The organism is Reyranella sp. (genome assembly GCF_004297265.1).
In the GTDB taxonomy this organism is placed as follows: Bacteria; Pseudomonadota; Alphaproteobacteria; order Reyranellales; family Reyranellaceae; genus Reyranella.
Genome location: NZ_SCUT01000063.1, coordinates 34,146 through 56,946, shown reverse-complemented (window position 1 = coordinate 56,946; position 22,801 = coordinate 34,146). Strand labels below are relative to the sequence as shown.

The following is a 22,801-nucleotide window of genomic DNA, read 5'->3' as shown; positions in this document are numbered from 1 at the left end:
ATTTCTGTTGGCGACGGCTGCTAGATAGTCGCGGCCGTCGCTCGAATCAAGGAATACGCGGTGTCAGCCCGTGAGGCGTTGCCCGCCAATGCGGTGGTCCTTCAGGACTTCCGGGCGGAAGACGACGCCGTGACCGGGTCGCTCGGGCGGCGACATGGTGCCGTCCTTTGCCGGCAAGACCGGCTCGATCCAGAGATCGTCGTTCCAGTCCATGTATTCGAGGTAGCTCGCATTGGGGATCGAGGCCAGCACATGGACCATCTGCTCGTGGAACAGGTGCGGCGCCAGGCGGATGCCGTGGGGTTCTGCCATCGACGCGATCTTGCGCAGCTCGGAGTAGCCGCCGCGCATCGGGTCGGGCTGCAGGATCGGCGTGCCGGGATGCTCGAAGAAGGGCCGGAGGTCGTTCCGCATGAAGTGGCTCTCGCCGCCGACCACGCGCGTCTTCAGCGCCGCGGCGATGCGGCGATAGCCCGCGAAATCCTCGGCGACGACCGGCTCTTCGAGCCAGTAGGGATCGAACTCGTCGATGCGGTGGCCGGCCTGGATGGCGGTGTCGGCGTCCCAGCCCATGTTGACGTCGATCATGATCTCGATGCCGTCGCCCATCGCCTCGCGCATCGCCCGTACGTTCTCGACGTCCTCGCGCCACGGCCGGATGTGCGCCACCTGCATCTTGATGGCCTTCAGCCCTTGGGCGGTGAACTCCTTGGCCCGCTTGATCATGCCGTCGCGGCCGAGGCCTCGGAAACAGCCGGACCCGTAGGCCGGGATCTTGGTGCGCGCGGCGCCCCACAGGCGGAACAGCGGCAGGCCGGCACGCTTGCCCACGATGTCCCACAGCGCCATGTCGACGGCGCTCTGGGCGAACAGGGTGACGCCCATGCGGCCCAGCCAGAAGTTGTTCTTGTAGAGGGTCTGCCAGATGCCCTCGATCTCCGTTGCGTCGCGGCCGATCACATAGGGCGCGATCAGCTCCTTCATGCAGGCGTCCAGCGTGTGCAGCCCGCCATGCAGCGGCATCAGATAGCTCATCCCGACCAACCCGCCCTGCGTCTCGATCTCCAGCACGAAGATCTCGCGCGGCCCCGGCGCCAGGATGCCCGCGGCGGGCGGCGAGGACCGCCAAGGCACCTGCAGCAGTGTCGTGCGCAATTCGGTGATGGTGGTGGCGGTGGTCATGGCGTCGTTCCTTCCAGACTCAGTCGTCTTTTTACCGAGGTGATCATTGCGGCACATACACGTTTATATTGCCGCTCATGGTACCCGCTGCGGAAAACCGTGCGCGCATTCCATGGATTCCATTTCCGCACGTCGCTTCCAGGCGTGCCCCAACGGTGGCCCCGCAAGGCGTGGTACCGGTTGACCGAGAGCATTTCGAGAGGGCGGGAGGGCAGGAACGGCCGTCGGGCAGGAATTGGGATCATTCCCCGGAACCCTAGCTATTCCTTTGTCGGGTGTCGCGGCAGGCAAGTTAGGCGTATGGTCCCGGCCCTTCGAAAAGGCCGAGTCATGACGTCATCCAACCGAGTCTATCTCTTCGACACCACCCTGCGGGACGGGGCCCAGACGCAGGGCGTCGATTTCACCGTGGCCGACAAGGCCGCGATTGCGCGCGAGCTCGACCGGTTGGGCATCGACTATATTGAAGGCGGCTGGCCGGGAGCCAACCCGACCGACGACCGCTTCTTCGCCGATCCGCCGGAGTTCCAGAACGCCAAGTTCGTGGCCTTCGGCATGACCCGCCGCGCCGGGCGCAGTGCCGCCAACGATCCGGGTCTCGCGTCCATCCTGCAGACCAGGGCGCGCAACGTGTGCATGGTCGGCAAGACCTGGGACTTCCATGTCGACGTGGCCCTCGAGGTCGACCGCGCGGAGTATCTCGAGATGATCTCCGACTCGCTTACCTATGCGAAGACCCGCATGGACGAGACGATGTTCGACGCCGAGCATTTCTTCGACGGCTACAAGGCCAATCCCGACTACGCGATGGCCTGCCTCGCTGCCGCCGACAGAGCGGGCGCGCGCTGGATGGTGCTCTGCGACACCAATGGCGGGACCCTGCCGCACGAGATCGAGCGCATCGTGGGCGAGGTCGTGAAGAAAATCCCGGGCGACCGGCTCGGCATCCATACGCACAACGATACCGAGAACGCCGTCGCCAATACCCTCGCCGCCGTCCGCGCCGGCGTGCGCCAGGTCCAGGGCACGATCAATGGGCTGGGCGAGCGCTGCGGCAATGCCAACATGATCGCGCTGATCCCCAATCTCGTGTTGAAGATGGGCTTCGACACCGGGCTGAAGGACGGGGCGATGCAGCGGCTGACGCATCTGTCGCGCCTGCTCGACGACCGGCTCAACATGCCGACCAACCGCAGCGCGGCTTACGTCGGTACACGCGCCTTCGCCCACAAGGGCGGCCTGCATGTTTCGGCCGTCGAGAAGGATCCCAGGACCTACGAGCATGTCGATCCGGAAGTGGTCGGCAACCAACGCCTCATCGTCATCAGCGACCAGGCCGGCCGCTCCAACATCATGGCGCGCTTCCGCCAGATCGGCCTCGACGTCGATCCCAGGCATCCCGGGGTCGCGCGCCTGCTCGAGATCGTGAAGGACCGCGAATCCGAGGGCTATGCCTATGACGGCGCGGATGCGAGTTTCGAATTGCTGGCGCGGCACGAGCTGCACACGGTGCCGGATTACTTCGCACTGCACAGCTTCCGCGTCCTGGTCGAGCGTCGCGTCAATGCGCGCGGCCAGCTCGTGGCGATGTCCGAAGCCACGGTGAAGCTCGACCTCGCCGGCCGTCGCGCAATGGAGGTGGGCGAGGGCAACGGCCCGGTGAACGCGCTCGATGCTGCGCTGCGAAAGGCGCTCGTGCCGGTCTACCCGGAGCTGGAGGACATGCGGCTGGTCGACTTCAAGGTCCGCATCCTCGATTCGACAGGCGGTACGGCAGCGACCACGAGGGTCATGATCGAGAGTGCGGATGCGAAGGGCCGGCGCTGGAGCACGATCGGCGTGTCACCCAACATCGTCGACGCTTCCTACAATGCGCTCTACGACGCCATCACCTACAAGCTCTTCCGCGATGGTGCCCGCCCGGCCCAGGCTGCCTAGCAGCACCTCCGGCGCAGCCGGCGTAGCTGCCATGCCGCTACTGGCGGTTGACCTCGGGTAGAGCGGGGCAGACCATATAAACGTGCGAGACGGAGAGCATCTGGAAAATCAGGCACCGCCCATCGCGGCGGCTATCCGTCGTCCGCGGCTGGGGGGCCGCGTCCTCGCGCGTGCCTTCATGTGGGCCCTGCCGGCGATCGTGCTGGCCGCCACGCTCTTCATCTGGCTGTCCTCGGGCGGTTCGGTCACGACCGACAACGCCTATGTGAAGGGTGACCGCGCCCAGATCGCGACCCAGCTTTCCGGCCTCATCGTCGACGTGCCGGTGCAGGAGAACGAGAAGGTCTCGCGCGGTCAGCTCCTGTTCCGGCTCGACGACCAGTCGTATCGCCACGCGCTCAGCCGCATCGAAGCCGAGACCGAGACGGTGCGCGCCGAGATCCGCGGCCTGCGCGCGCAGTGGCGCACCAAGCGCGAGGAGATCAAGGCGGCGCTCAGCCAGCAGACCTTCGCGCAGGCCGAGTTCGACCGGCAGTCGGAACTGGCCGAGAAGAAGGTCGCCTCCACCGCCAAGCTCGAGGAGGCTCGCATGGGCCTCGAAGTTGCGCGCCAGCGCATCTCGGCCGCGCAGGAAGATCTGCAGCGCATCGAGGCGGCGCTGGCCGGCGATCCCAAGATACGCGCCGACGATCATCCGAGGGTGCGCCAGATGATGGCGATGCGGGAGGAGGCGTTGCTGCAGCTGCGCCGCACCACGATCGAATCACCGCTCGATGGCATCGTCACCAAGCGCCCGGTGCCGGGCAGCTACGCCACCGCGGGTGTGCCGGTGATGGTGGTGGTGGCCGACAGCGATCTCTGGATCGAGGCCAACTTCAAGGAGACGGAGCTCACGCGCGTGCGGCCGGGCCAGAAGGTGCTGATCCACGTCGACACTTATCCAGAGTCCGAGTGCTGGGGCAGGGTCTCGAGCATCGCCCAGTCGACGGGCGCGGAGTTCGCCGTGCTGCCGCCGCAGAATGCCAGCGGGAACTGGGTCAAGGTCGTGCAGCGCATCCCGGTGCGCTTGTCGGTCGCCTGTCGCGAGGGCGATCCGCCATTGCGCGTCGGCATGAGCACGACCGTAGAGGTCGAAACCGGCCATACGCGGTCGCTCGGCAGCCTGTGGGCTGGTTGGGCCAAGTCGCTTGGACTTTCCAGCGCTTCGGCGTCACCCAAGCCTTAGCGCGATGGCGCCGGCCACCGATCCGGCGGTCCTGCGCCGCCGCAAGCTGATCACCCTCTCGGTGATGGCCGCCACCATCATGCATGCGCTCGACGGCACCATCGCCAACGTGGCGCTGCCGTCGATCCAGGGCTCGCTGTCGGCGACGCAGGAGCAGGTCTCCTGGGTCGTCACTTCCTATATCGTGGCCTCGGCCATCCTGACGCCGCTCGCCGGCTTCTGCGCCATGCGCTTCGGCCTGCGCCGGACGTTGTCCACTTGCGTGATCTGCTTCACCGTCGTGTCGATGATGTGCGGCGCGGCGCAGTCGCTCGAGCAGCTCGTGCTGTTCCGTGCCCTGCAGGGCGGCTTCGGTGCCGCTCTCGTCCCCGTATCGCAGGCCATCATGATGGACACCTACCCGCGCGAAGAGCAGGGCAAGGCGATGGCCATGTGGGGTGTCGGCACCATGGTCGGACCCATCGCCGGGCCGTCGCTGGGCGGCTGGCTGACCGACGAGTTCACCTGGCGATGGGTGTTCTACGTCAACCTGCCGGTCGGCATCCTCTGCGCCGTCGGAATCCTGACCCTGGTGCGCGACAACGTGCACGGCGCGCCGCGGCGCTTCGACCTGCTGGGCTTCACCTTGCTGGCCGTCGCCATCGGCTCGTTCCAGCTCATGCTCGACCGGGGGCATCTGCTCGACTGGTTCGACTCGGTCGAGATCATCGGAGAGACGCTGGTGGCCGGCGTGGCCTTCGCCATGTTCCTGATCCACATGATGACCGACCGCCAGCCGTTCCTGTCGCGCGAGCTGTTCCGCGACCGCAATCTGAAGGTCGGTCTCTGTTTCACCGCCCTGGCCGGCCTCGTGCTGATCGTGACGGCGACCCTGATGCCGCCGTTCCTGCAGCAGCTCATGGGCTATCCGGTGTTCACCACGGGCATCGTGCTGGCGCCGCGCGGCGCGGGCATGATGGTGTCGATGATGCTGGTCGCGCGCCTGATCGGCCGCGTGGACGCGCGGATGCTGATCGGGTTGGGATTCGCGCTGGCCGCGCTCTCGCTCTACGACATGACGTTGTTCAACCTGAATGTCAGCGAGGCGCACATCGTCTGGAACGGTGTGCTGCTGGGCTTCGGGCTGGGCCTGGTCTTCCCGCCGCTCACCGTGCTCACCTTCGCCACCCTGCCGCCGCGGCTGCGCACCGAGGGCGCCGCGGTGAACGCGCTGCTGCGCAACCTGGGCGCCAGCATCGGCATCGCGGTGCTGGTCTCGATGCTGGCCAGCAACACCCAGCAGAATCGCGCCGATATGGTCGAGCGATTCACGCCGTTCCATCCCGGCTGGCCGATGAATCCAGCCGGCGTCAGTCTCGATCCGACGCAGCTTGCGATTTGGGACGGCGAGATCACGCGCCAGGCCGCACTGATCGGCTACCTGAACGACTTCCGCATCATGATGATCTGCTCGTTGGCGCTGATCCCGTTGCTCTTCCTGATGCGGCGCCCGCCCCTTATCGCCGGCCGCTGATCACGCTATTAGGGCGGCATGGGACGCGCATCGAAAGGCCGCGACGTTGCCGCCGTCACGCCGGTGGTCATCCTCGTGCGCCCGCAACTCGGCGAGAACATCGGCATGGCCGCGCGCGCCATGCTGAATTGTGGCCTGTCGACCCTGCGTCTGGTCGCACCGCGTGACGGCTGGCCCAACGAAAGGGCGCAGCGCGCCGCCTCGGGCGCCGACATCGTGCTCGAGAAGGCCGAGGTGTTCGAGACCGTCGCCGAGGCGGTCGCCGACCTCGAGCGGGTGGTCGCCACGACAGCGCGCAATCGCGAGCTGGTTCAGCGCATCCTGACTCCGCGCCAGGCCGCGTCCGAGATGCGCGGCTGGATCGGGCAGGGCGAGGGCGTCGGCATCCTGTTCGGGCCCGAGCGCACCGGCCTCGAGAACGACGACATGGTCCATGCCGACACCGCGCTCTCGATCCCGCTCAATCCGCAATTTTCCTCCCTGAACATGGCACAGGCGGTGCTGCTGGTGGCCTATGAATGGACCACCGCCGGCGACACGACGCCGCCCGTGCGCCTGGCCGACCATGCGGCGCGGCCGGCGACCAAGGAGGAATTGCAGAGTCTGTTCGATCATCTCGAACGCGCGCTCGACCAGTCGGGCTTCCTGCGGAACAAGGACATGCGCCCGTCGATGGTTCTCAATCTCAGGGCACTGCTGCAGCGTGCCGAGATGACCGAGCAGGAGGCCCGCACCTTCCACGGCGTCATCAAGTTCCTGTCGAAGAAGCAGCACGAGGAATAGCCATGTCCAACACCGCCAAGATCACCTGGGTCGACGGGATGCTGATGGTCGCCGAGGGGGGCAGCGGCCACACCATCACCATGGACGGTGCGCCCGACATCGGCGGCCGCAACCTCGCCTCCCGGCCGATGGAAGTGCTGCTGATGGGGATGGGCGGCTGCACCGCCATCGACGTTGTCTCCATGCTGAAAAAGCAGCGTCAGGACATCGAGGGGGTCGAGGTCTCGCTGGTCGCCGAGCGGGCCGAGGACCATCCCAAAGTCTACACCTCGGTGAAGCTGGTTTACACCGTGCGCGGCCGGAAGCTGAACAGGGCGCTGGTCGAGCGGGCGGTCAGCCTGTCGGACGAAAAGTACTGTTCGGCCACCGCCATGGTGAAGAAATCCGCCGCCGTGACCCACGAAATCGTGCTGGTTGAGATCTAAGTCATTGATATTCAAGGCTTAACGCCTGCTTGACTGGCCGGAAACGGCCAGTATGTTCCGCCCTTCTTCCGGAGAACGTGGTTGAGAGCCGTTCGGGCTCTCCTCCCGCCCCGACTTACGTGTCGGAACAAGGCCTATCCGGACAACACGGCGTGCCCGCGAAGCGGGGCGCACAATCACGGAGTGCAGCGTGAGCAAGCGCGCAAATTCGAAGTACAAGATCGACCGCCGCCTCAGGGTGAACCTGTGGGGCCGTCCCAAGAGCCCGCTCAACAAGCGTGAATACGGTCCCGGCCAGCACGGCCAGGGTCGCACCAAGCCGACCGACTACCGCCTCCAGCTGATGGCCAAGCAGCGCCTCAAGGGCTACTACGGTTCGGTCAGCGAGCGCCAGCTGCGCCGCTATTATGCCGAAGCCGTGCGCCGCAAGGGCGACACCGGCGAGAACCTGGTCGAGCTGCTCGAGCGCCGGCTGGACGCGGTGATCTACCGCATGAAGTTCGCCATCACCGTCTTCGCCTCGCGCCAGCTGGTCAGCCACGGCCACGTCAAGGTGAACGGCCGCCGCGTGAACATCGCCTCCTACCAGGTGAAGGACAACGACGTCATCGAGCTGACCTCCAAGGCCAGCCAGATGGAGCGGGTCCTCGAGGCGACGCAGACCGCCGAGCGCGACGTGCCGGAATACGTGACGGTCGACCACAAGGACATGAAGGGCACCTACGTGCGCGGCCCGAAGCTCGCGGACGTGCCGTATCCGGTGCAGATGGAGCCCTCGCTGGTCGTCGAGTACTACAGCCGCTGATCGGCCGACCCTGGAATTGACGAGAAACCCGCCCGATTGTGGCGGGTTTTTTGCATCAAGATTCCGATAGGGACAGTGTTTCCGGCTATCGCCGGCCGGCGGGAGGGCTATAATTCTGCCGGGGTTTGGGGACTGGAGTCTTGGGTATGGGATTCGTCCGTGCGGCGGTCTTCGTTTCGATCGTTGCGATCGGCGGAGCGGCCTACATCTACCGCGATGATGTGATTCGGGAGGTCGGCCCGCATATTGGCATGGGGACCGCCGCCAAGACGGCCGAGGCCCAGGCGAGCCCGGCCGCCGGGGCGCAGCCGCAGGGCCGTCGCGGCCGCCTCAATCCGGGCGGGGCGGTGCCGGTCGTGGTCATGCCGGTCACGCGGGAGGCCATGCCCGTGGTGGTGGATGCGGTCGGTACCGTGCAGTCGATCGCCTCCGTCCAGATCAAGCCTCGGATGGACAGCCAGATCATGAAGGTGAATGTCGAGGAGGGCGCCCTCGTGAAGGAGGGTGATATCCTTTTCGAACTCGACGCACGCACCCTGAAGGCGCAGCTCGGCCAGATCGAGGCGCAGATCCGCAAGGATCAGGCGCAGGTCATGCAGGCCCGGCGCGACCTGCAGCGCAACGAGGAACTCCTGGCGAAGAACGCCGGTACGCAGGTGCAGCGCGACAATGCCAATACCGCCCTGAAGGCCGCCGAAGCACAGCTCGATGCGGACGAGGCGACGAAGGCAAGCGTCCAGACCCTGCTCACCTACACGGAGATCCGGGCGCCGGTCTCGGGCCGCATCGGTTCGATCTCCAGCAAGGCCGGGGCGGTCGTCCGCACCGGCGACAATACGGCCACCAGCACGCTCGCCACGATCAACCAGATCGATCCCATCTATGTCAGCTTCGCCATTCCGCAGATCATCCTGCCGGACCTGCGGGCCGCGATGGCCAAGGGCCCGGTCAAGGTCACGGCCGTCATCGACGACTCAAAGAAGCAATCCGGCGAGATGGCCTTCATCGAGAACACCGTCGACCCGAACACCGGCACGGTGACCGCCAAGGCGCGCATCGGCAACGCCAACGAGCTGTTGTGGCCGGGCCAGTTCGTCAAAGTGGAGATCGTGCTCGGCATCGAATCCGATGCCCTCTCGGTCCCGGCGAGCGCTGTCCAGCTCGGCTCGCAGGGACCGTTCGTGTTCGTCATCAAGGACGGTGTGGCCGAACTCAGGCAGGTCGTCGTCAAGCGCACGCAGGACGGCAGGGCCGTGATCGGCAAGGGCGTCGAGAACGGTGAGCAGGTGGCGGTCGACGGACAGCTCCGGTTGGTCCAGGGAGCATCGGTGACCATCCGGCCGCCGACGGTGGATCCGAACCGGCCTGCGTCGGCACCCCGCGGATAGCCGATCCCAGCGGAGGCAGGACGTGAACATCTCTGAACTTTGCATCCGCCGTCCGGTGATGACCATCCTGCTGATGGCATCGTTCGTCCTCGGCGGAATATTCGCCTACAAGCAGCTTCCGGTCGCCGCTGTCCCGCGCGTCGAGTTCCCGACCATCCAGGTCACGGCGCAGCTGCCCGGCGCCAGCCCCGAAACGATGGCCGCCTCGGTCGCCTCGATCCTCGAGCGCCAGTTCTCGACGATCGCCGGCGTGACCACGATGACCTCGACGTCGTCGCTCGGGAACACCTCGATCGTCCTCCAGTTCGACCTCAACCGGAACATCGACGGCGCCGCCCTCGACGTTCAATCGGCGATCTCCTCGGCCATGCGCAGGCTGCCACCGGAGATGACGACCCCACCCAGCTTCCGCAAGGTCAATCCGGCGGACTGGGCGGTGATGTTCCTCGCGCTCAAGTCGAACCAGGCCCGGCTCTCGGACGTCGACGCCTTCGTCAACCGGGCGATCATGCCGCGCGTGTCGACCCTTCCGGGCGTGGCGCAGGTCCTGATCTTCGGCTCGCAGAAATTCGCCGTCCGCGTCCGCGCCGACCTCGACCAGCTTGCGGTTCGAGGCCTGACCCTGCAGGAGCTGCAGAACGCCGTCGTCAACGCCAACTCGAGCAAGCCGGTCGGATCCATCGCGGACCAGAAGCAGAACGCCATTCTCGAAGCCACGGGTCCGATCAGCAAGGCCGCCGACTACATGCCGGTGATCGTCACCTGGCAGAACGGCGCGCCGGTGCGCATTTCCGACGTGGCGACGGCCATCGACAGCGTCGAGAACGACAAGGTCGCGAGCTGGCTCGACGGCACGCGTGCCATCGTGATGGGCGTCTATCGCCAGCCCGATGCCAACACGGTCGAGGTGGTCGATCGGGTGAAGGCGATCATCCCGCAGATCCAGGCCGAGCTGCCGGCGGGGGTCGAGATCCACCTGCTCGCCGACCGGTCGAAGCCGATCCGCGAGGCCATTGACGACGTCGAGTTCACCCTGGCGCTTGCCGCGATCCTGGTCATCATCGCGATCTATTTCTTCCTGCGCAGTTTCCGCGCGACCATGATCCCGGCGGTCGCGCTGCCGATTTCGGTCATCGGCACCTTCGCCGGCATGTATCTCTGCGGCCACTCGATCGACAACATATCCCTGCTGGCGCTGACCCTGGCCGTCGGCTTCGTGGTCGACGACGCGATCGTCATGCTGGAGAACATCGTCCGTCACATCGAGGCGGGCGAGAAGCCGATGGAGGCCGCGCTCAAGGGCTCCAGGGAGGTCGGCTTCACGATCATCTCCATGACCCTGTCGCTGGTCGCGGTGTTCATCCCCGTGCTGTTCATGGGTGGCGTCGTTGGCCGCATGTTCAACGAGTTCGGCCTTGTCATCGCCTTCGCCATCCTGATCTCGGGCGTCGTGTCGCTGACCCTGACGCCGATGCTCTGCTCGCGCTGGCTGAAGCCGATCGACCATCATGAGAAGCACAATGCGCTCCTGCGCAGTTTCGAGTGGGGCTTCACGAAGCTCACCAGTGGTTATGGCTGGGCGCTGCGACGCACGGTCCGCTATCCGCGGCTGGTGCTCGTGATCACTCTCGGCACCTTCGTTGTGACGGCGATGCTCTTCCAGGCGATCCCGAAGGGCTTCTTCCCATCGGAGGATATCGGCCAGATCCAGGGCTCCACGATCGGGCCGGACGACGCCTCCTTCGACGCGATGGTCGCACGCCAGTCGGCCTTGGCCGAAGTCATCCGACGGGATCCAGACGTGGCCTCGGTCATGTCGACCGTCGGCGGCGGCAATGCGGCAGCCACGGTGAACTCCGGACGCATCTTCATCATGCTGCGGGACAAGCCGGAGCGCACGGACACCGCTCAGCAGGTCATCGCGCGACTTCGTCGGGCGACGGCCGCCGTGCCGGGCATCAACGTGTATTTCCAGGCCGCCCAGTCGATCAACATTTCCACGACGCAGAGCCGCGCCCAATACCAGTTCGGCATGCGTTCGAGCGATCTCAACCTGCTGCGCGAGTACGGCCCCCTGATGGAAGCGAGGATGCGCCGCATTCCCTCGATCCTCGACGTGAACTCCGATCTGCAGGTGCGGGCTCGTTCGGCAATGATCGACATCGACCGCGACATCGCCTCAAGGCTCGGCGTGTCGGTCGACCAGATCCGGCTTCTCCTCTACTCGGCTTTCGGCACGCGACAGGTGTCGACCATCTACGCATCGGACGACACCTACCAGGTGATCCTCGAAGCCGATCCGAAGTATGGCGATGCCGGCGACATCCTGCGGCGGCTACAGGTGCGCACGCCGAACGGCGGCCTCGTGCCGCTGGATACGTTGGCCAAGCGCATCGACAAGCCGACGTCGCTGACCGTGAACCACATCGCCCAGCTACCGTCCGTCATGATCTCCTTCAACCTCGCGCCGGGGGTGGCGCTGGGCGACGCGGTGCGCGACATCCAGGCGGCGGCGACGGAGATCGGCCTGCCGGCCACCATCACGACCAGCTTCGAGGGTAGCGCCCAGGTCTTCCAGCAGGCGGTCGCAAATCAGGGCCTGCTGCTGTTTGCGGCGGTGCTGGTGATCTACATCATCCTGGGAATCCTCTACGAGAGCTTCATCCATCCGCTGACGATCCTGTCGGGTCTGCCGTCGGCCGGCATCGGCGCGCTGGCCACTCTGATGCTGTTCGGCATGGACCTGTCGGTCATCGCCCTGATCGGCGTGGTGATGCTGATCGGCATCGTGAAGAAGAACGCCATCATGATGGTCGACTTCGCGATCGAGCGGCGCGGGCAGGGGGCCAATGCGGAGACGGCGATCGTCGAGGCCGCGTTGCTGCGCTTCCGTCCGATCATGATGACCACCGTCTGCGCTCTGCTCGGCGCCTTGCCCATCGCCGTGGGCCACGGCGCCGGCGCCGAACTGCGCCAGCCATTGGGCATTACCGTGGTCGGAGGCCTGATGGTGTCGCAGCTCCTGACCCTGTTCATCACGCCCGTCGTCTACATGTGGTTCGACAAGCTCACCGGGATGAAGTTTAGCCCCGGCTGGGCTAGACGTTGGCGGACCAAAGGTCAGCTCCCGGCCGCGCCGGCTGAATAGGCTTCCGATGGCGAGTAGCGTTCCATGACTGACGAGATCGGTGCCTTCGTTCCCGGCCCGCGCGTTCATATCGAGGGCCGTGCCGGCGGTCCGCTGTCGGGCCTCACCTTCGCGGCCAAGGACCTGTTCGCGGTGGCGGGCGTGCCGACCGGTGGCGGCAATCATGACTGGCCCACGGGGCGTCCCATTCCGGACAAGCATGCCTGGGCGGTGCAGACCCTGCTCGATGCCGGCGCCACCCTGATCGGCAAGACCATCACCGACGAGGTCTCGCTCGGCATCCTGGGCGAGAACGCGTTCGACGGCACACCGAAGAATGTGCGCGCGCCCGGTCGCGTGCCGGGCGGCTCGTCCTCAGGCTCGGCGGCTGCGGTTGCTGCGGGTATTTGCGACACGGCGCTGGGTACCGACACCGGCGGCTCGGTGCGCGTGCCGTCGAGCTTCTGCGGCCTCTATGGCATCCGTCCGACCCACGGCAGGATCGACGTTACGGGCATGCTGCCGCAGGCGCCGACTTCAGACACGACCGGCTGGTTCGCACGCGACGCTGAGACCTTCGCGAAAGTCTGCGCCGTGATGCTGGGCGAGGAAATCCCTGCCAAGCTGCCCTCGAAACTCATCGTCGCCGTCGATGCCTTCGGCTTCGCCGATGCGGACACCTCCGAGGCGCTGCAGCCCATGGTGAAGATGCTCGCGGCGCTGATCGGTTCGAGTCGCGAGGAGATCATGGCGCCGCAGGGCCTGTCGGTGTGGGCGCGCGCGCAGCGCAGCCTGCAGCCGGTCGAGGCCTACGCGACCTTCAAAAGCTGGCTCGACGAGCGCAATCCGCGATTTTCTTTTTCGGTTGCCAAGGCGCTGGTCACCGGCTCGATGATCCCGGAGAGCGACCGGGTCTGGGCCAACCTGATGCGCCAGGAAGTGCGCGGGCGCATGAAGTATTTACTGCCCGAAGGCACGATCCTCTGCCTGCCGACCACACCGTTTCCGGCGCCGAAGGTCGGCCTGCCGCTGTCGGTCCTCGACCAGCTGCGCGACCGCATCACCTGCCTCTGCGCCCAGGGCGGCCTGGCGGGCTTTCCGCAGGTCAATCTTCCCGGTGCCATGACGGTTGACGGTCTGCCCGTCGGCCTGTCCATCATCGGTCCGCGCGGCAGCGATGCGACCCTCGTGGCCGTGGCGCGCGCGATGGAGAAGGCGGCGGCCTGATCAATTCGCCGCGGAGGGTTTCGTGGCGAGCGAAAAGCAGAAGATGCTGGCGGGCGAACTCTACAGGGCGACCGGCGAGGAGCTTGCCGCCGACGCGCGGCGCGTCGCGGAGTGGATGGACCGCTACAACGGCTCTATTGCCGCCACGCAGCAGAACTATCCCGCCCTGCTGCGCGAGATCATGGCGTCGGTGGGTGAGGGTACCTACATTCGGCCGCCCTTCCACTGCGACTATGGCTACAACATCAGCCTCGGCGCGGGCGTGTTCCTCAATTTCAACTGCGTGATCCTCGACGTGGTGAAGGTCGCGATCGGCGACCGCACGCAGATCGGGCCGGGCGTGCAGATCCTGACGGCCGACCATCCGCGAGATCCCGCGCAGCGCCGCGCAGGCCTCGAGTTCGGCCGGCCCATCGTCATCGGTGCCGATGTCTGGATCGGCGGCGGCGCGATCATTCTGCCTGGCGTCAGCATCGGCGACGGGGCGATCGTCGGCGCGGGCGCGGTCGTCACTCGCGATGTGCCGGCGGGCGTTACTATCGTGGGAAATCCAGCAAAAGTGAGGTGAGCGTGACGGATCTGACGCCGAACATTCCCGAGGTCGTGGCCGAGGTGCGCGAGCTGTTCGAACGCTACGAACAGGCGCTGATCGACAAGAACGTGGAGGTGCTCGACGCCACCTTCTGGAACAGCCCGCACACGATCCGTCTCGCCAACCACGAACACGGCTACGGGTTCGATCGCATCCACGCCTTTCGCGTCGCCCGTCCGCCGGGGGCGGGCACGAAGGAGAAGCGGCTGCGGCTCGACATCGTCACGCTGGGCCGCGACATCGCGACGGTTTCGCTGGTCTACAAGGTGCGCGGCAGGGAGATGACCGGCCGGCAGACGCAGACCTGGGTGCGCTTTCCCGACGTCGGCTGGAAGGTCGTCCATGCCCACGTCTCGATGATCGCCGAAGAGCCGATCCACTAACAAGATCGACAATGGAGGAAACGATGGCCCAACCCGCCGAAAGCCTTGGCAACGTGATGAATCCCGACCCCGCCTGGGTCGCCAAGGTGAGCGAACCCGCGCTCGAGCCCGACCTGCCTATCGTCGATCCGCATCATCATCTCTGGCAGCGTGCCGACAACGACTACCTGTTCCACGATCTGCTGGCCGATACCAGGACCGGTCACAACATCGTCGGCACCGTGTTTGTCGATTGCCACTCCATGTATCGCAAGGACGGACCCGCCGAGCTGCGCTGCATCGGCGAAACCGAATTCGCCAACGGCGTGGCGGCGATGAGTGCGTCGGGCCTCTATGGGAACCTGCGCGCCTGCGCCGGCATCGTCGGCCATGTCGACCTGCGCCTCGGCGAGAAGGCGGGCGACGTGTTCGACGCCCAGATCGCCGCCGGCAACGGCCGTTTCAAGGGCATCCGCCACCAGACCGGCTGGGACGCCGATCCGGGCATCCGCAACTCGCGCAACGATCCGGCGCCCGAGCAGACCCGCGATCTCACCTGGCGCGAGGGCTTCCGCGAGCTGGCGAAGCGCGACCTGACCTTTGATGCCTGGCTGTACCATCCGCAGCTTTCCGAGATCGCCGAATTGGCCGATGCCTTCCCGGGCACGCATATCGTCCTCGACCATGTCGGTGGACCGCTCGGCTATGCCGGTTATGCCGGTCGTCACGACGAGGTGCGGGCGACCTGGAAGAGGTCGATGGCCGAGCTGGCGAAGCGCCCGAACATCGTGGTGAAGCTGGGCGGCCTCGGCATGGCGATGGGCTTCTTCGATTTCTACCGCCGCCCGATGCCGCCGGGATCGCCGGAGCTCGCCGAGGCGTTCAGGCCCTGGATCGAAACCTGCATCGAACTGTTCGGCGTCGGCCGCTGCATGTACGAGAGCAACTTCCCGGTCGACAAGATCACTTCGGGCTACGGCGTGCTGTGGAATGCCTTCAAGCGGATCTCGACGGGGGCGTCGGCGGCAGAAAAGCAGGCCTTGTTCTCCGGCACGGCCACACGGGTCTACAGGCTCGCGCTCTGACTTTCGCGGCGCTCTTGCAAGAACCGTGTCAGGAATCATCCGGCGCGTTCCGCCGGCTGATGATTCTTTTTCCTCCAGCGGGCCTTATCGCACTGACATAGGCTGTGAACTCGCCCTAGAATTTTCGCCCTCGCGTTGTTCATGGGGCCTCTTCATGCGTCGTTTCCTACTATCTGCCGTCGCGGCACTTGCCACCGTGGCTGCCATGCCGATCGCGTCGGCACAAACCCTGAAAGTGGTGATGCACTCCGACGTGAAGGTGCTCGATCCGATCTGGAGCGGCGCCTATATCACGCGCAATCACGGCTACATGCTCTACGACGTGCTCTTCGCCATGGACGAGAAGTTCCAGGTGAAGCCGCAGATGGTCGACACATGGACCACGACCGACGATGGGCTCGTCTGGACCTTCAAGCTGCGCGACGGGCTGGAATGGCATGACGGCCAACCGGTGACGGCCGAGGATTGCGTCGCCTCCCTCAAGCGTTGGTCGGCGCGCGACGCGATGGGCCAGAAGATGGCTCAGGCGCTGAAGGAATATAAGGTCGTCGATCCCAAGACCTTCCAGATCGTGCTGAAGGAGAAGTTCGGGGCGGTGATCGAGTCACTGGGCAAGCCCTCGGTGGTCGTGCCGTTCATGATGCCCAAGCGCATCGCCGAGACCGATCCGTTCAAGCAGATCGAGGAGTACATCGGCTCCGGCCCCTTCGTGTTCAAGAAGGACGAGTGGAAGCCCGGCGAGAAGCTCGTCTATACCAAGTTCGCCAAGTACAAGCCGCGCTCCGAGCCGATGTCGGGACTGTCCGGCGGCAAGGTCGTGAGCGTCGACCGGGTCGAGTGGGTCTGGATTCCCGATGCCGAGACCCAGGTCAATGCGCTGCTGACCGGCGAGATCGACATGCTCGAAGGCGTCTCCGCCGACCATCTGCCGCTGGTCGAGAAGGACAAGGGCATCCGCGTCATCAAGGGACGCGTCTCCAACCAGTATGCCTTCCGGCCCAACTGGCTGCTGCCGCCCTTCAACAATGAGAAGATCCGCCAGGCCGCCGCGCTGGCCCTCAACCAGGAGGACTTCCTGCAGGCCAATATCGGCGACAAGCGCTTCTACCAGACCTGCAAGGCGATGTTCACCTGTGGCTCGCCGCTGGCGACCGACGCGGGCATGGCTGGACTGATCGAGGGCAATGCCGCCAAGGCGAAGGCGCTGTTGGCGGAGGCCGGCTACGACGGCACGCCCGTCACCCTGCTGGCGCCGAGCGACCTCGGCGTCATCAAGCAACTGGGCCCCGTCGCCAAGTCGCTGCTGGAGAAGGCGGGCTTCAAGGTCGACATGGTGTCGCTGGACTGGCAGAGCGTGATCGTGCGACTGGCCAAGAAGGTGCCGGTCTCGGAGGGCGGCTGGAATGCCTTCTCCACGAGCTGGTCCCAGGTCGACATCCTCGATCCGCTGATGACGCCTTTCCTGATCGCGAGCTGCGACAAGGCCCGCTCGGGCTGGCCCTGTGACGAGGAATTGGAGAAGCTGCGTGACAAGTACGTGCAGGCGACCACGGAAGCCGAAAAGAAAGCCGCCGCCACGGCCGTGCAGGAGCGCGCCATCAAGGTGGTGACCCACGTGCCGCTCGGCGAATGGTTCGGCGTCGGCGCCGTGCGCTCGAACATCGGCACGCTCAACCCGCCGCCGCCGGTGACCGTCTTCTGGGGCGTGACGAAGAAGTAGGGGCGATACCCTCGATTCGTGGGCATCGGACCGGCTCCGGTTGATATCTTGGATGAACTCTGGGCGGGGCCAATCTGCTCGGGTTTCACATTAATGACGGGGACTAGTGGCTCATCCACTACTCCCTGCTTAACGCCCTTTTCTGATGTTTTGCTTGAACATCCTCGGGCTATGCTTAACTGGCGCTCGGTTTAGCGTTCCAAAACAATGTCTTGCCAGCAACCGCTAACGCGCCGAAAGCTGGCGGATGTCGGAACCGTCCTTCCTCGGCGGGCGGTTTCCGCCCCACCGGATCCTCGCAGGCTGGCTGGGCGGGGCGGGCTCGGCGCGATTGCTGGCCTATGCGCTCGCCGCCGAGGCGCGGTTCATACCGACACGCCTGGCCCATGAGGGCACGGGCCGTCTCGAAGCGCACACCCGTCAGTCCACCGTCCTGAAAAATCTCGGTGCCTTCGCAACGCCGCTGCGCCGCAAGGCGCTGGCCCTGCAGGCGGAGCTGGAGACGGATTTCGAAATGACCCACACCCCGCCCAACAGCACGCAGATGGAAATGGTGGCGCATGGCGACGGCGCCTTCTACCGGCCGCACACTGACACCTTCACCGGCGACCAGTACATGCCGGGCGGCCGGAGGCGGCTCACCATGGTCTACTACTTCCACCGCGAGCCGCGTCGCTTCACGGGTGGGCGTCTCCGGATCTTCGACCTTGGCGGCGGCGAGACGATCGACGTCGAGCCGGAGCACGACAGCCTGCTCGTCTTCCCCTCGACGGCACGTCACGAGGTTGAGCGCGTCTCCTGTCCCGATGGCGCCTTTGGCGACGGCCGCTTCGCTGTGAACATCTGGCTGTGCGGCTGACCGTTACTCCGCCGCCTGCAGCACCGCCGCCTTCTCGGGGACTTTTGGCTCGATCGGGCGGCCGTTGCGCTTGGCGGCGTCCTCGGCCTCCCAGCGGATGGCGATCGCGGCCAGCCGGTCCATCACCTCGTCCAGCTCCCCGCCGCGCTTGGTGAGGGAATAGGTGACCTTGGGCGGGATGGTGGCCTCATAGTCGCGCTTCACCAGTGCCGCCCCCTCGAGTGTGCGCAAACGCTCGGTCAGCATCTTGGCCGAGATCCCGGAAACCCGACGCTTCAGCTCGCCGAAGCGCTGCGGCCCGTGTGTGCGCAGATTGTAGAGGATGTAGGTCGTCCACGGCCCCATCAGCATGCGCAGGATGAAGTCCATGGGACAACTGACGCTTTCCTTGGCCTTGGTGGGGGTGACCGGGGTCAGGGTGTTCATGGAAAAACCTTCAGGTTACGATTTGGTACCTACTGGTGAATATATAGCGACCTCCCTAACTCTTTCCAGTCACTTTGTGAAAGCAACTGGGCTGAAGAAACTAAATGGATATTTCTTCAGTCAAATCAAAGGATTGGAAGCCAACATGAGCAATGTCGCCATCGTCTATCACTCTGGCTACGGCCATACACAGGCTCTCGCCGAGGCCGTCGCCAAGGGCGTCCGGTCGGTTCCAGGTATCGATGTCAGCCTGATCCCGGTCGCCGAGGCGGAGTCCCGTGCCGCCGAACTCGACGCCGCCGATGCCATCGTCTTCGGCAGCCCGACCTACATGGGCGGTGTGTCGGCCGACTTCGCAAAGTTCAAGGACTGGACGTCGAGCCGCTGGATGGAAGGCAAGTGGCGCAACAAGCTCGCCGCCGGCTTCACCGTCTCCGCGTCCTGGAACGGCGACAAGCACAACACGCTCTACCAGCTGCTCACCCTCGCGGTTCAGCACGGCATGGTGTGGGTGGGTCTCGGCCTGCCGCCGGGCAACAACCACTCGAAGGGCTCGAGTGCCGACCTCAACCGCGTGGGCGCGTCGATCGGCGCGATGGCGCAGGCCAATGCCGACCAGGGCGTGGAGGGAATCGGCGCCAGCGACTTCAAGACCTTCGAGGCGCTGGGCCGCCGGGTCGCCGAAGCCACCCGGCGGTGGCGCGAGGTGCCGATCGCCGAGGCGGCTTAATGGTCCGTGTCATCCCGAGCCAGGCGAGGGATCCTTCCGGCTCGGAAAGATTCCTCGCAAGGGCTCGGGATGGCACGCCTGGAGGCGTGTCACTTCTTGCTGATGTTCCACATCACCGGCACGGGGCCGGGCAGCCAGCCGCTGATCCGGTCCTTGCGGTAGGCGCCGAACGCCTTGTACTGGCCGAGCACGATGTAGGTCGCCTGGTCCATCACCCGGTCGGAGACAGCCATGGCGATCTCCTTCCGCTTGGCCGGGTCGACTTCCCTGGCGTAGGACGTGCGAAGCTTCTCCATCTCGGGGTCGCACGGCCAGCCGAACCAAGCCTTCTCGCAGCCGCCGCTGGTGAAGGAATTGCCGGCCGGGCTCTCGGTACCGACCGTGACCGTGGTCGTGTAGAAGATGTTCCAGCCGCCCTGGGCCGGCGGATCCTTCTTGGCGCGGCGCGTCACGACCGTCTGCCAGTCCATCGACTGCAGGTCGACCTTGAAGCCGACCTTCTCCAGCGCCTGCTTGCCGACCGGCGGAAGCTGATTCGAGGAGAGCAGGTCGGTCGCATGCATCATGACGATCGGCGTGCCGTCATAGCCGCTCTCCTTCAGGAGCTGGCGCGCCTTCTCGAGGTCGGGTTTGATCAGCAGGTTGCCGTAGCTCTTCTCGTAGGGCGAGCCGCACACCAGCGGCGCGTTGCAGACCCGGTAGATCTCGGGGTCGCCCACTTGGGCGCGCAGGAAATCCTCCTGGGCGATCGCATACATCGCCGCCTGCCGGGCCTTCAGGTTGTTGAACGGCGGGTGGAGGTGGTTGAAGCGCATGATGATCTGGCTGCCCTGCGCGTTCCAGCCGTAGAGTTCGATGTTCTTGTCGGCCTTGAGCAGCGGGAAGAGATCGGGCACCGGAATCTCGATGAGGTCGATCTCGCCCTGGACCAGGGCATTGACCGCCGTACTCGGGTCGGAGATCGCCAGCCATTCGAGGCGATCGATCTTCACCACCTTGCCGCCGGCCAGCATCGAAGGCGGCTCGGCGCGCGGCTTGTACTTGGTGTTCTTGAGGTAGACGACCTTCTCGCCAGGCTTCCATTCATCCTTCTTGAAGATGAACGGGCCGGAGCCGGTGTAGTCGTCGATCTGCTTGAACGGGTCGGTCTCGGCGACCCTCTTGGGCATCATGAAGGGCACGGTGGAGGACGGCTTGCCCAGCGCGTCGAGGACGAGGCCGAACGGCTCCTTCAGGACGATCTGGAAGGTCTTGGCATCGATGGCCTTCATCGTGCCGACCGCCTTCATCATCTCCTGGCCGAGGGCGTCGCGGGCGCCCCAGCGCTTGATCGAGGCGACGCAGTCCTCGGCGGTGACGGGCTGGCCATCATGCCATGCCAGGCCGTCACGCAGCGTGAAGGTCCAGGTCAGCTTGTCGGCCGAGACTTCGTACTTGTCCACCATCTGCGGCTGGATGCGCGCTTCGGCATCCTGGGCGAACAGCGTGTCGTAGATCATGTAGCCGTGGTTTCGGGTGATGAAGGCGGTCGTCCAGATCGGGTCCAGGACCTTCAGATCGGAATGGGCGACCATCTTCAGGGTCTGCGCCGAGGCCGGCGCCGCGAGTGCCGCCGCTGCCGTCGACAAGGCCAGACAGGCTGCGACCTGTCGCAATCTCCGCATGATTTCCATGTTTCGTCCTCCCGTTTCCATCCCCAACTTCACACAGGCTGCCACGAGCCGGAGGAGGAATAAAGCAGTGTCGATGCCAAAGGCGTCTCGCCCGGCGCCCGTCCCTTGCAAAAGAGAAGGGGGCCTTCGCCGGCTTGGCGAAGGCCCCCCGATACCGTGATGGTCGATGCTATGCGGTTACTTCTTGCTGATGTTCCAGAGCACCGGGACGGGGCCGGCGAGCCAGCCGCTCAGGCGGTCCTTGCGGTAGGCGCCGAAGGCCTTGTACTGGCCGACCGGAGCGTAGAAGCCCTGGTCCATCAGGCGGTCGGAGATGGCGTAGCCCAGTTCCTTGCGCTTGGCCGGGTCGCTTTCCTTGATGAAAGCGGCACGCAGGACTTCGATCTCGGGATCGCATGGCCAGCCGAACCAAGCCTTCTCGCAGGTACCGGCGGCGTAGGCGTTGACGCCGGGATTGTCGAGGTCGAGGGTGATGTTGGTGGTGAAGAAGATGTTCCAGCCGCCCTGCGCCGGCGCTTCCTTGCGCGCGCGGCGGGCCACGACGGTCTGCCAGTCCATCGCCAGCAGGTCGATCTTGAAGCCGGCCTTCTCGAGCTGCTGCTTTGCGACGGCCTGCACCTGGTTGGACGACTGCAGGTCGGTCTGCTGCAGCATCGCGACGGGCGTGCCGTCATAGCCGCTCTCCTTCAGGAGCCGACGCGCCTTCTCGAGGTCGGGCTTGATCAGCAGGTCGCCATATTCCTTGCCGTAGGCCGTGCCGCAGACGAAGGGCGCATTGCAGACCTTGTAGATCTCGGGATCTCCGACCTGGGCGCGCAGCATGTCTTCCTGGGCCAGCGCCCACATCGCGGCCTGGCGCGCCTTCACGTTGTTGAAGGGCGGGTGCAGCGTGTTGAATCGCATGATGATCTGGCTGCCGAGCGCGTTCCAGCCGAACAAAGCGATGTTCTTGTCGGCCTTGAGCATGGGGAAGAGGTCAGGCACCGGCGATTCGATCAGGTCGATCTCGCCCGCCAGCAGGGCGTTCACCGCCGTGCTGGGATCCGGGATGGCCAGCCATTCGACCCTGTCGACCTTGGCGACCTTGCCGCCGGCCAGCATCGAGGGCGGTTCGTTACGCGGCTTGTACTTGGTGTTCTTGACGTAGACGATCTTCTCGCCGGGCTTCCATTCCTCCTTCTTGAAGATGAAGGGGCCGGAGCCGGTATAGTCCTCGATCTGCTTGTTCGGATCGGTCTCGGCGACCCGCTTGGGCATCATGAACGGCACGTTCGACGAGGGCTTGCCGAGCGCGTCGAGGACCAGGCCGAACGGCTCCTTCAGCTCGATGGCGAAGGTCTTGGCGTCGACCGCCTTGATGTCCTTGGCGGCCTTCAGCAGCAGCTGGCCGAAGCCGTCGCGGGCGCCCCAGCGCTTGATGGAGGCGATGCAGTCCTCGGAGGTGACGGGCGTGCCGTCGCTCCATTCGAGGCCGTCCCGCAGGGTGATCGTCCAGGTGAGCTTGTCGTCGGAGACGGTGTACTTCTCCGCCATCTGCGGCTGGATCTTGAGGTCGGCGTCCTTGGCGAACAGGACATCGTAGATCATGTAACCATGGTTGCGGGTGATCAGCGCCGTGGTCCAGATCGGATCGAGGATCTTGATGTCGGCATGCGACACCATTCTCAGCGTCGTCTCGGCCGCCGCCGGGACCGATACCGTGGCCATCGCGGCCGCCAATCCGAGTGATGCCGCCAAGGCG

Annotated in this window: 19 protein-coding genes; 15 read left to right on the top strand and 4 right to left on the bottom strand. The window is 65.4% G+C overall.

What is annotated here, in order from left to right:
• Positions 1-63: 63 nt before the first annotated feature.
• Positions 64-1,182 carry a mandelate racemase/muconate lactonizing enzyme family protein gene (locus EPO41_RS28510; RefSeq protein ID WP_296332718.1) on the bottom strand — a complete coding sequence of 373 codons (1,119 nt, stop codon included), beginning with the start codon at positions 1,180-1,182 and terminating at the stop codon, positions 64-66.
• Between the two features lie 330 nt (positions 1,183-1,512).
• On the opposite strand from EPO41_RS28510, the gene cimA reads away from it, so the two are divergent.
• The 14 genes from cimA to EPO41_RS28440 all read left to right on the top strand — a co-directional run bounded on the left by cimA (position 1,513) and on the right by EPO41_RS28440 (position 18,231).
• Complete coding sequence (cimA, locus tag EPO41_RS28505; protein WP_296332716.1) at positions 1,513-3,120, top strand: citramalate synthase; 1,608 nt, start codon at positions 1,513-1,515, stop codon at positions 3,118-3,120.
• A gap of 82 nt (positions 3,121-3,202) precedes the next feature.
• Complete coding sequence (locus tag EPO41_RS28500) at positions 3,203-4,345, top strand: HlyD family secretion protein (RefSeq protein WP_296332713.1); 1,143 nt, start codon at positions 3,203-3,205, stop codon at positions 4,343-4,345.
• Between the two features lie 4 nt (positions 4,346-4,349).
• A complete protein-coding gene (locus EPO41_RS28495) occupies positions 4,350-5,858 on the top strand; it encodes a DHA2 family efflux MFS transporter permease subunit (protein ID WP_296332710.1) in 1,509 nt (502 codons plus the stop codon).
• Between the two features lie 18 nt (positions 5,859-5,876).
• A complete protein-coding gene (locus EPO41_RS28490; RefSeq protein WP_296332708.1) occupies positions 5,877-6,641 on the top strand; it encodes an RNA methyltransferase in 765 nt (254 codons plus the stop codon).
• A 2-nt stretch (positions 6,642-6,643) separates the two neighbouring features.
• Positions 6,644-7,066 carry an OsmC family protein gene (locus EPO41_RS28485; RefSeq protein WP_296332706.1) on the top strand — a complete coding sequence of 141 codons (423 nt, stop codon included), beginning with the start codon at positions 6,644-6,646 and terminating at the stop codon, positions 7,064-7,066.
• Positions 7,067-7,256: 190 nt separating this feature from the next.
• Positions 7,257-7,871 carry a 30S ribosomal protein S4 gene (rpsD, locus tag EPO41_RS28480; protein ID WP_296332703.1) on the top strand — a complete coding sequence of 205 codons (615 nt, stop codon included), beginning with the start codon at positions 7,257-7,259 and terminating at the stop codon, positions 7,869-7,871.
• Positions 7,872-8,017: 146 nt separating this feature from the next.
• Positions 8,018-9,259: an efflux RND transporter periplasmic adaptor subunit gene (locus EPO41_RS28475; RefSeq protein ID WP_296332700.1), complete on the top strand. Its 1,242-nt coding sequence runs from the start codon at positions 8,018-8,020 to the stop codon at positions 9,257-9,259.
• Positions 9,260-9,281: 22 nt separating this feature from the next.
• Positions 9,282-12,407: an efflux RND transporter permease subunit gene (locus EPO41_RS28470; protein WP_296332697.1), complete on the top strand. Its 3,126-nt coding sequence runs from the start codon at positions 9,282-9,284 to the stop codon at positions 12,405-12,407.
• Positions 12,408-12,431: 24 nt separating this feature from the next.
• Complete coding sequence (locus EPO41_RS28465; protein WP_296332692.1) at positions 12,432-13,613, top strand: amidase; 1,182 nt, start codon at positions 12,432-12,434, stop codon at positions 13,611-13,613.
• Positions 13,614-13,635: 22 nt separating this feature from the next.
• Positions 13,636-14,181 carry a sugar O-acetyltransferase gene (locus tag EPO41_RS28460; protein ID WP_296332690.1) on the top strand — a complete coding sequence of 182 codons (546 nt, stop codon included), beginning with the start codon at positions 13,636-13,638 and terminating at the stop codon, positions 14,179-14,181.
• Positions 14,182-14,183: 2 nt separating this feature from the next.
• On the top strand, positions 14,184-14,588 hold the full coding sequence (locus tag EPO41_RS28455; protein ID WP_296332687.1) for an AtzH-like domain-containing protein: 405 nt from the start codon (positions 14,184-14,186) through the stop codon (positions 14,586-14,588).
• A gap of 23 nt (positions 14,589-14,611) precedes the next feature.
• On the top strand, positions 14,612-15,652 hold the full coding sequence (locus EPO41_RS28450; RefSeq protein ID WP_296332686.1) for an amidohydrolase family protein: 1,041 nt from the start codon (positions 14,612-14,614) through the stop codon (positions 15,650-15,652).
• A gap of 154 nt (positions 15,653-15,806) precedes the next feature.
• Entirely contained in the window at positions 15,807-17,372 is a 1,566-nt protein-coding gene (locus tag EPO41_RS28445; protein WP_296332683.1) for an ABC transporter substrate-binding protein, read from the top strand.
• A gap of 247 nt (positions 17,373-17,619) precedes the next feature.
• Positions 17,620-18,231 (top strand): 2OG-Fe(II) oxygenase, encoded by a 612-nt coding sequence (locus tag EPO41_RS28440; RefSeq protein ID WP_296332681.1) that lies wholly within the window; start codon positions 17,620-17,622, stop codon positions 18,229-18,231.
• 3 nt (positions 18,232-18,234) lie between these two features.
• On the opposite strand, the gene EPO41_RS28435 is transcribed toward EPO41_RS28440, so the two are convergent.
• Positions 18,235-18,657, bottom strand: coding sequence for a helix-turn-helix domain-containing protein (locus EPO41_RS28435; protein WP_296332679.1), 423 nt, complete (start codon positions 18,655-18,657; stop codon positions 18,235-18,237).
• Between the two features lie 145 nt (positions 18,658-18,802).
• Between EPO41_RS28435 and EPO41_RS28430 the strand changes: the two genes are divergently transcribed.
• The gene (locus EPO41_RS28430) at positions 18,803-19,387 is read left to right on the top strand and encodes a flavodoxin family protein (protein ID WP_296332678.1); all 585 of its coding nucleotides are present in this window, start codon (positions 18,803-18,805) and stop codon (positions 19,385-19,387) included.
• Positions 19,388-19,476: 89 nt separating this feature from the next.
• Here the strand turns inward: EPO41_RS28430 and EPO41_RS28425 are convergent, their stop codons facing one another.
• On the bottom strand, positions 19,477-21,060 hold the full coding sequence (locus EPO41_RS28425) for an ABC transporter substrate-binding protein (protein ID WP_296332676.1): 1,584 nt from the start codon (positions 21,058-21,060) through the stop codon (positions 19,477-19,479).
• Positions 21,061-21,237: 177 nt separating this feature from the next.
• Entirely contained in the window at positions 21,238-22,767 is a 1,530-nt protein-coding gene (locus EPO41_RS28420) for an ABC transporter substrate-binding protein (RefSeq protein ID WP_296332673.1), read from the bottom strand.
• Between the last annotated feature and the right edge of the window lie 34 nt (positions 22,768-22,801).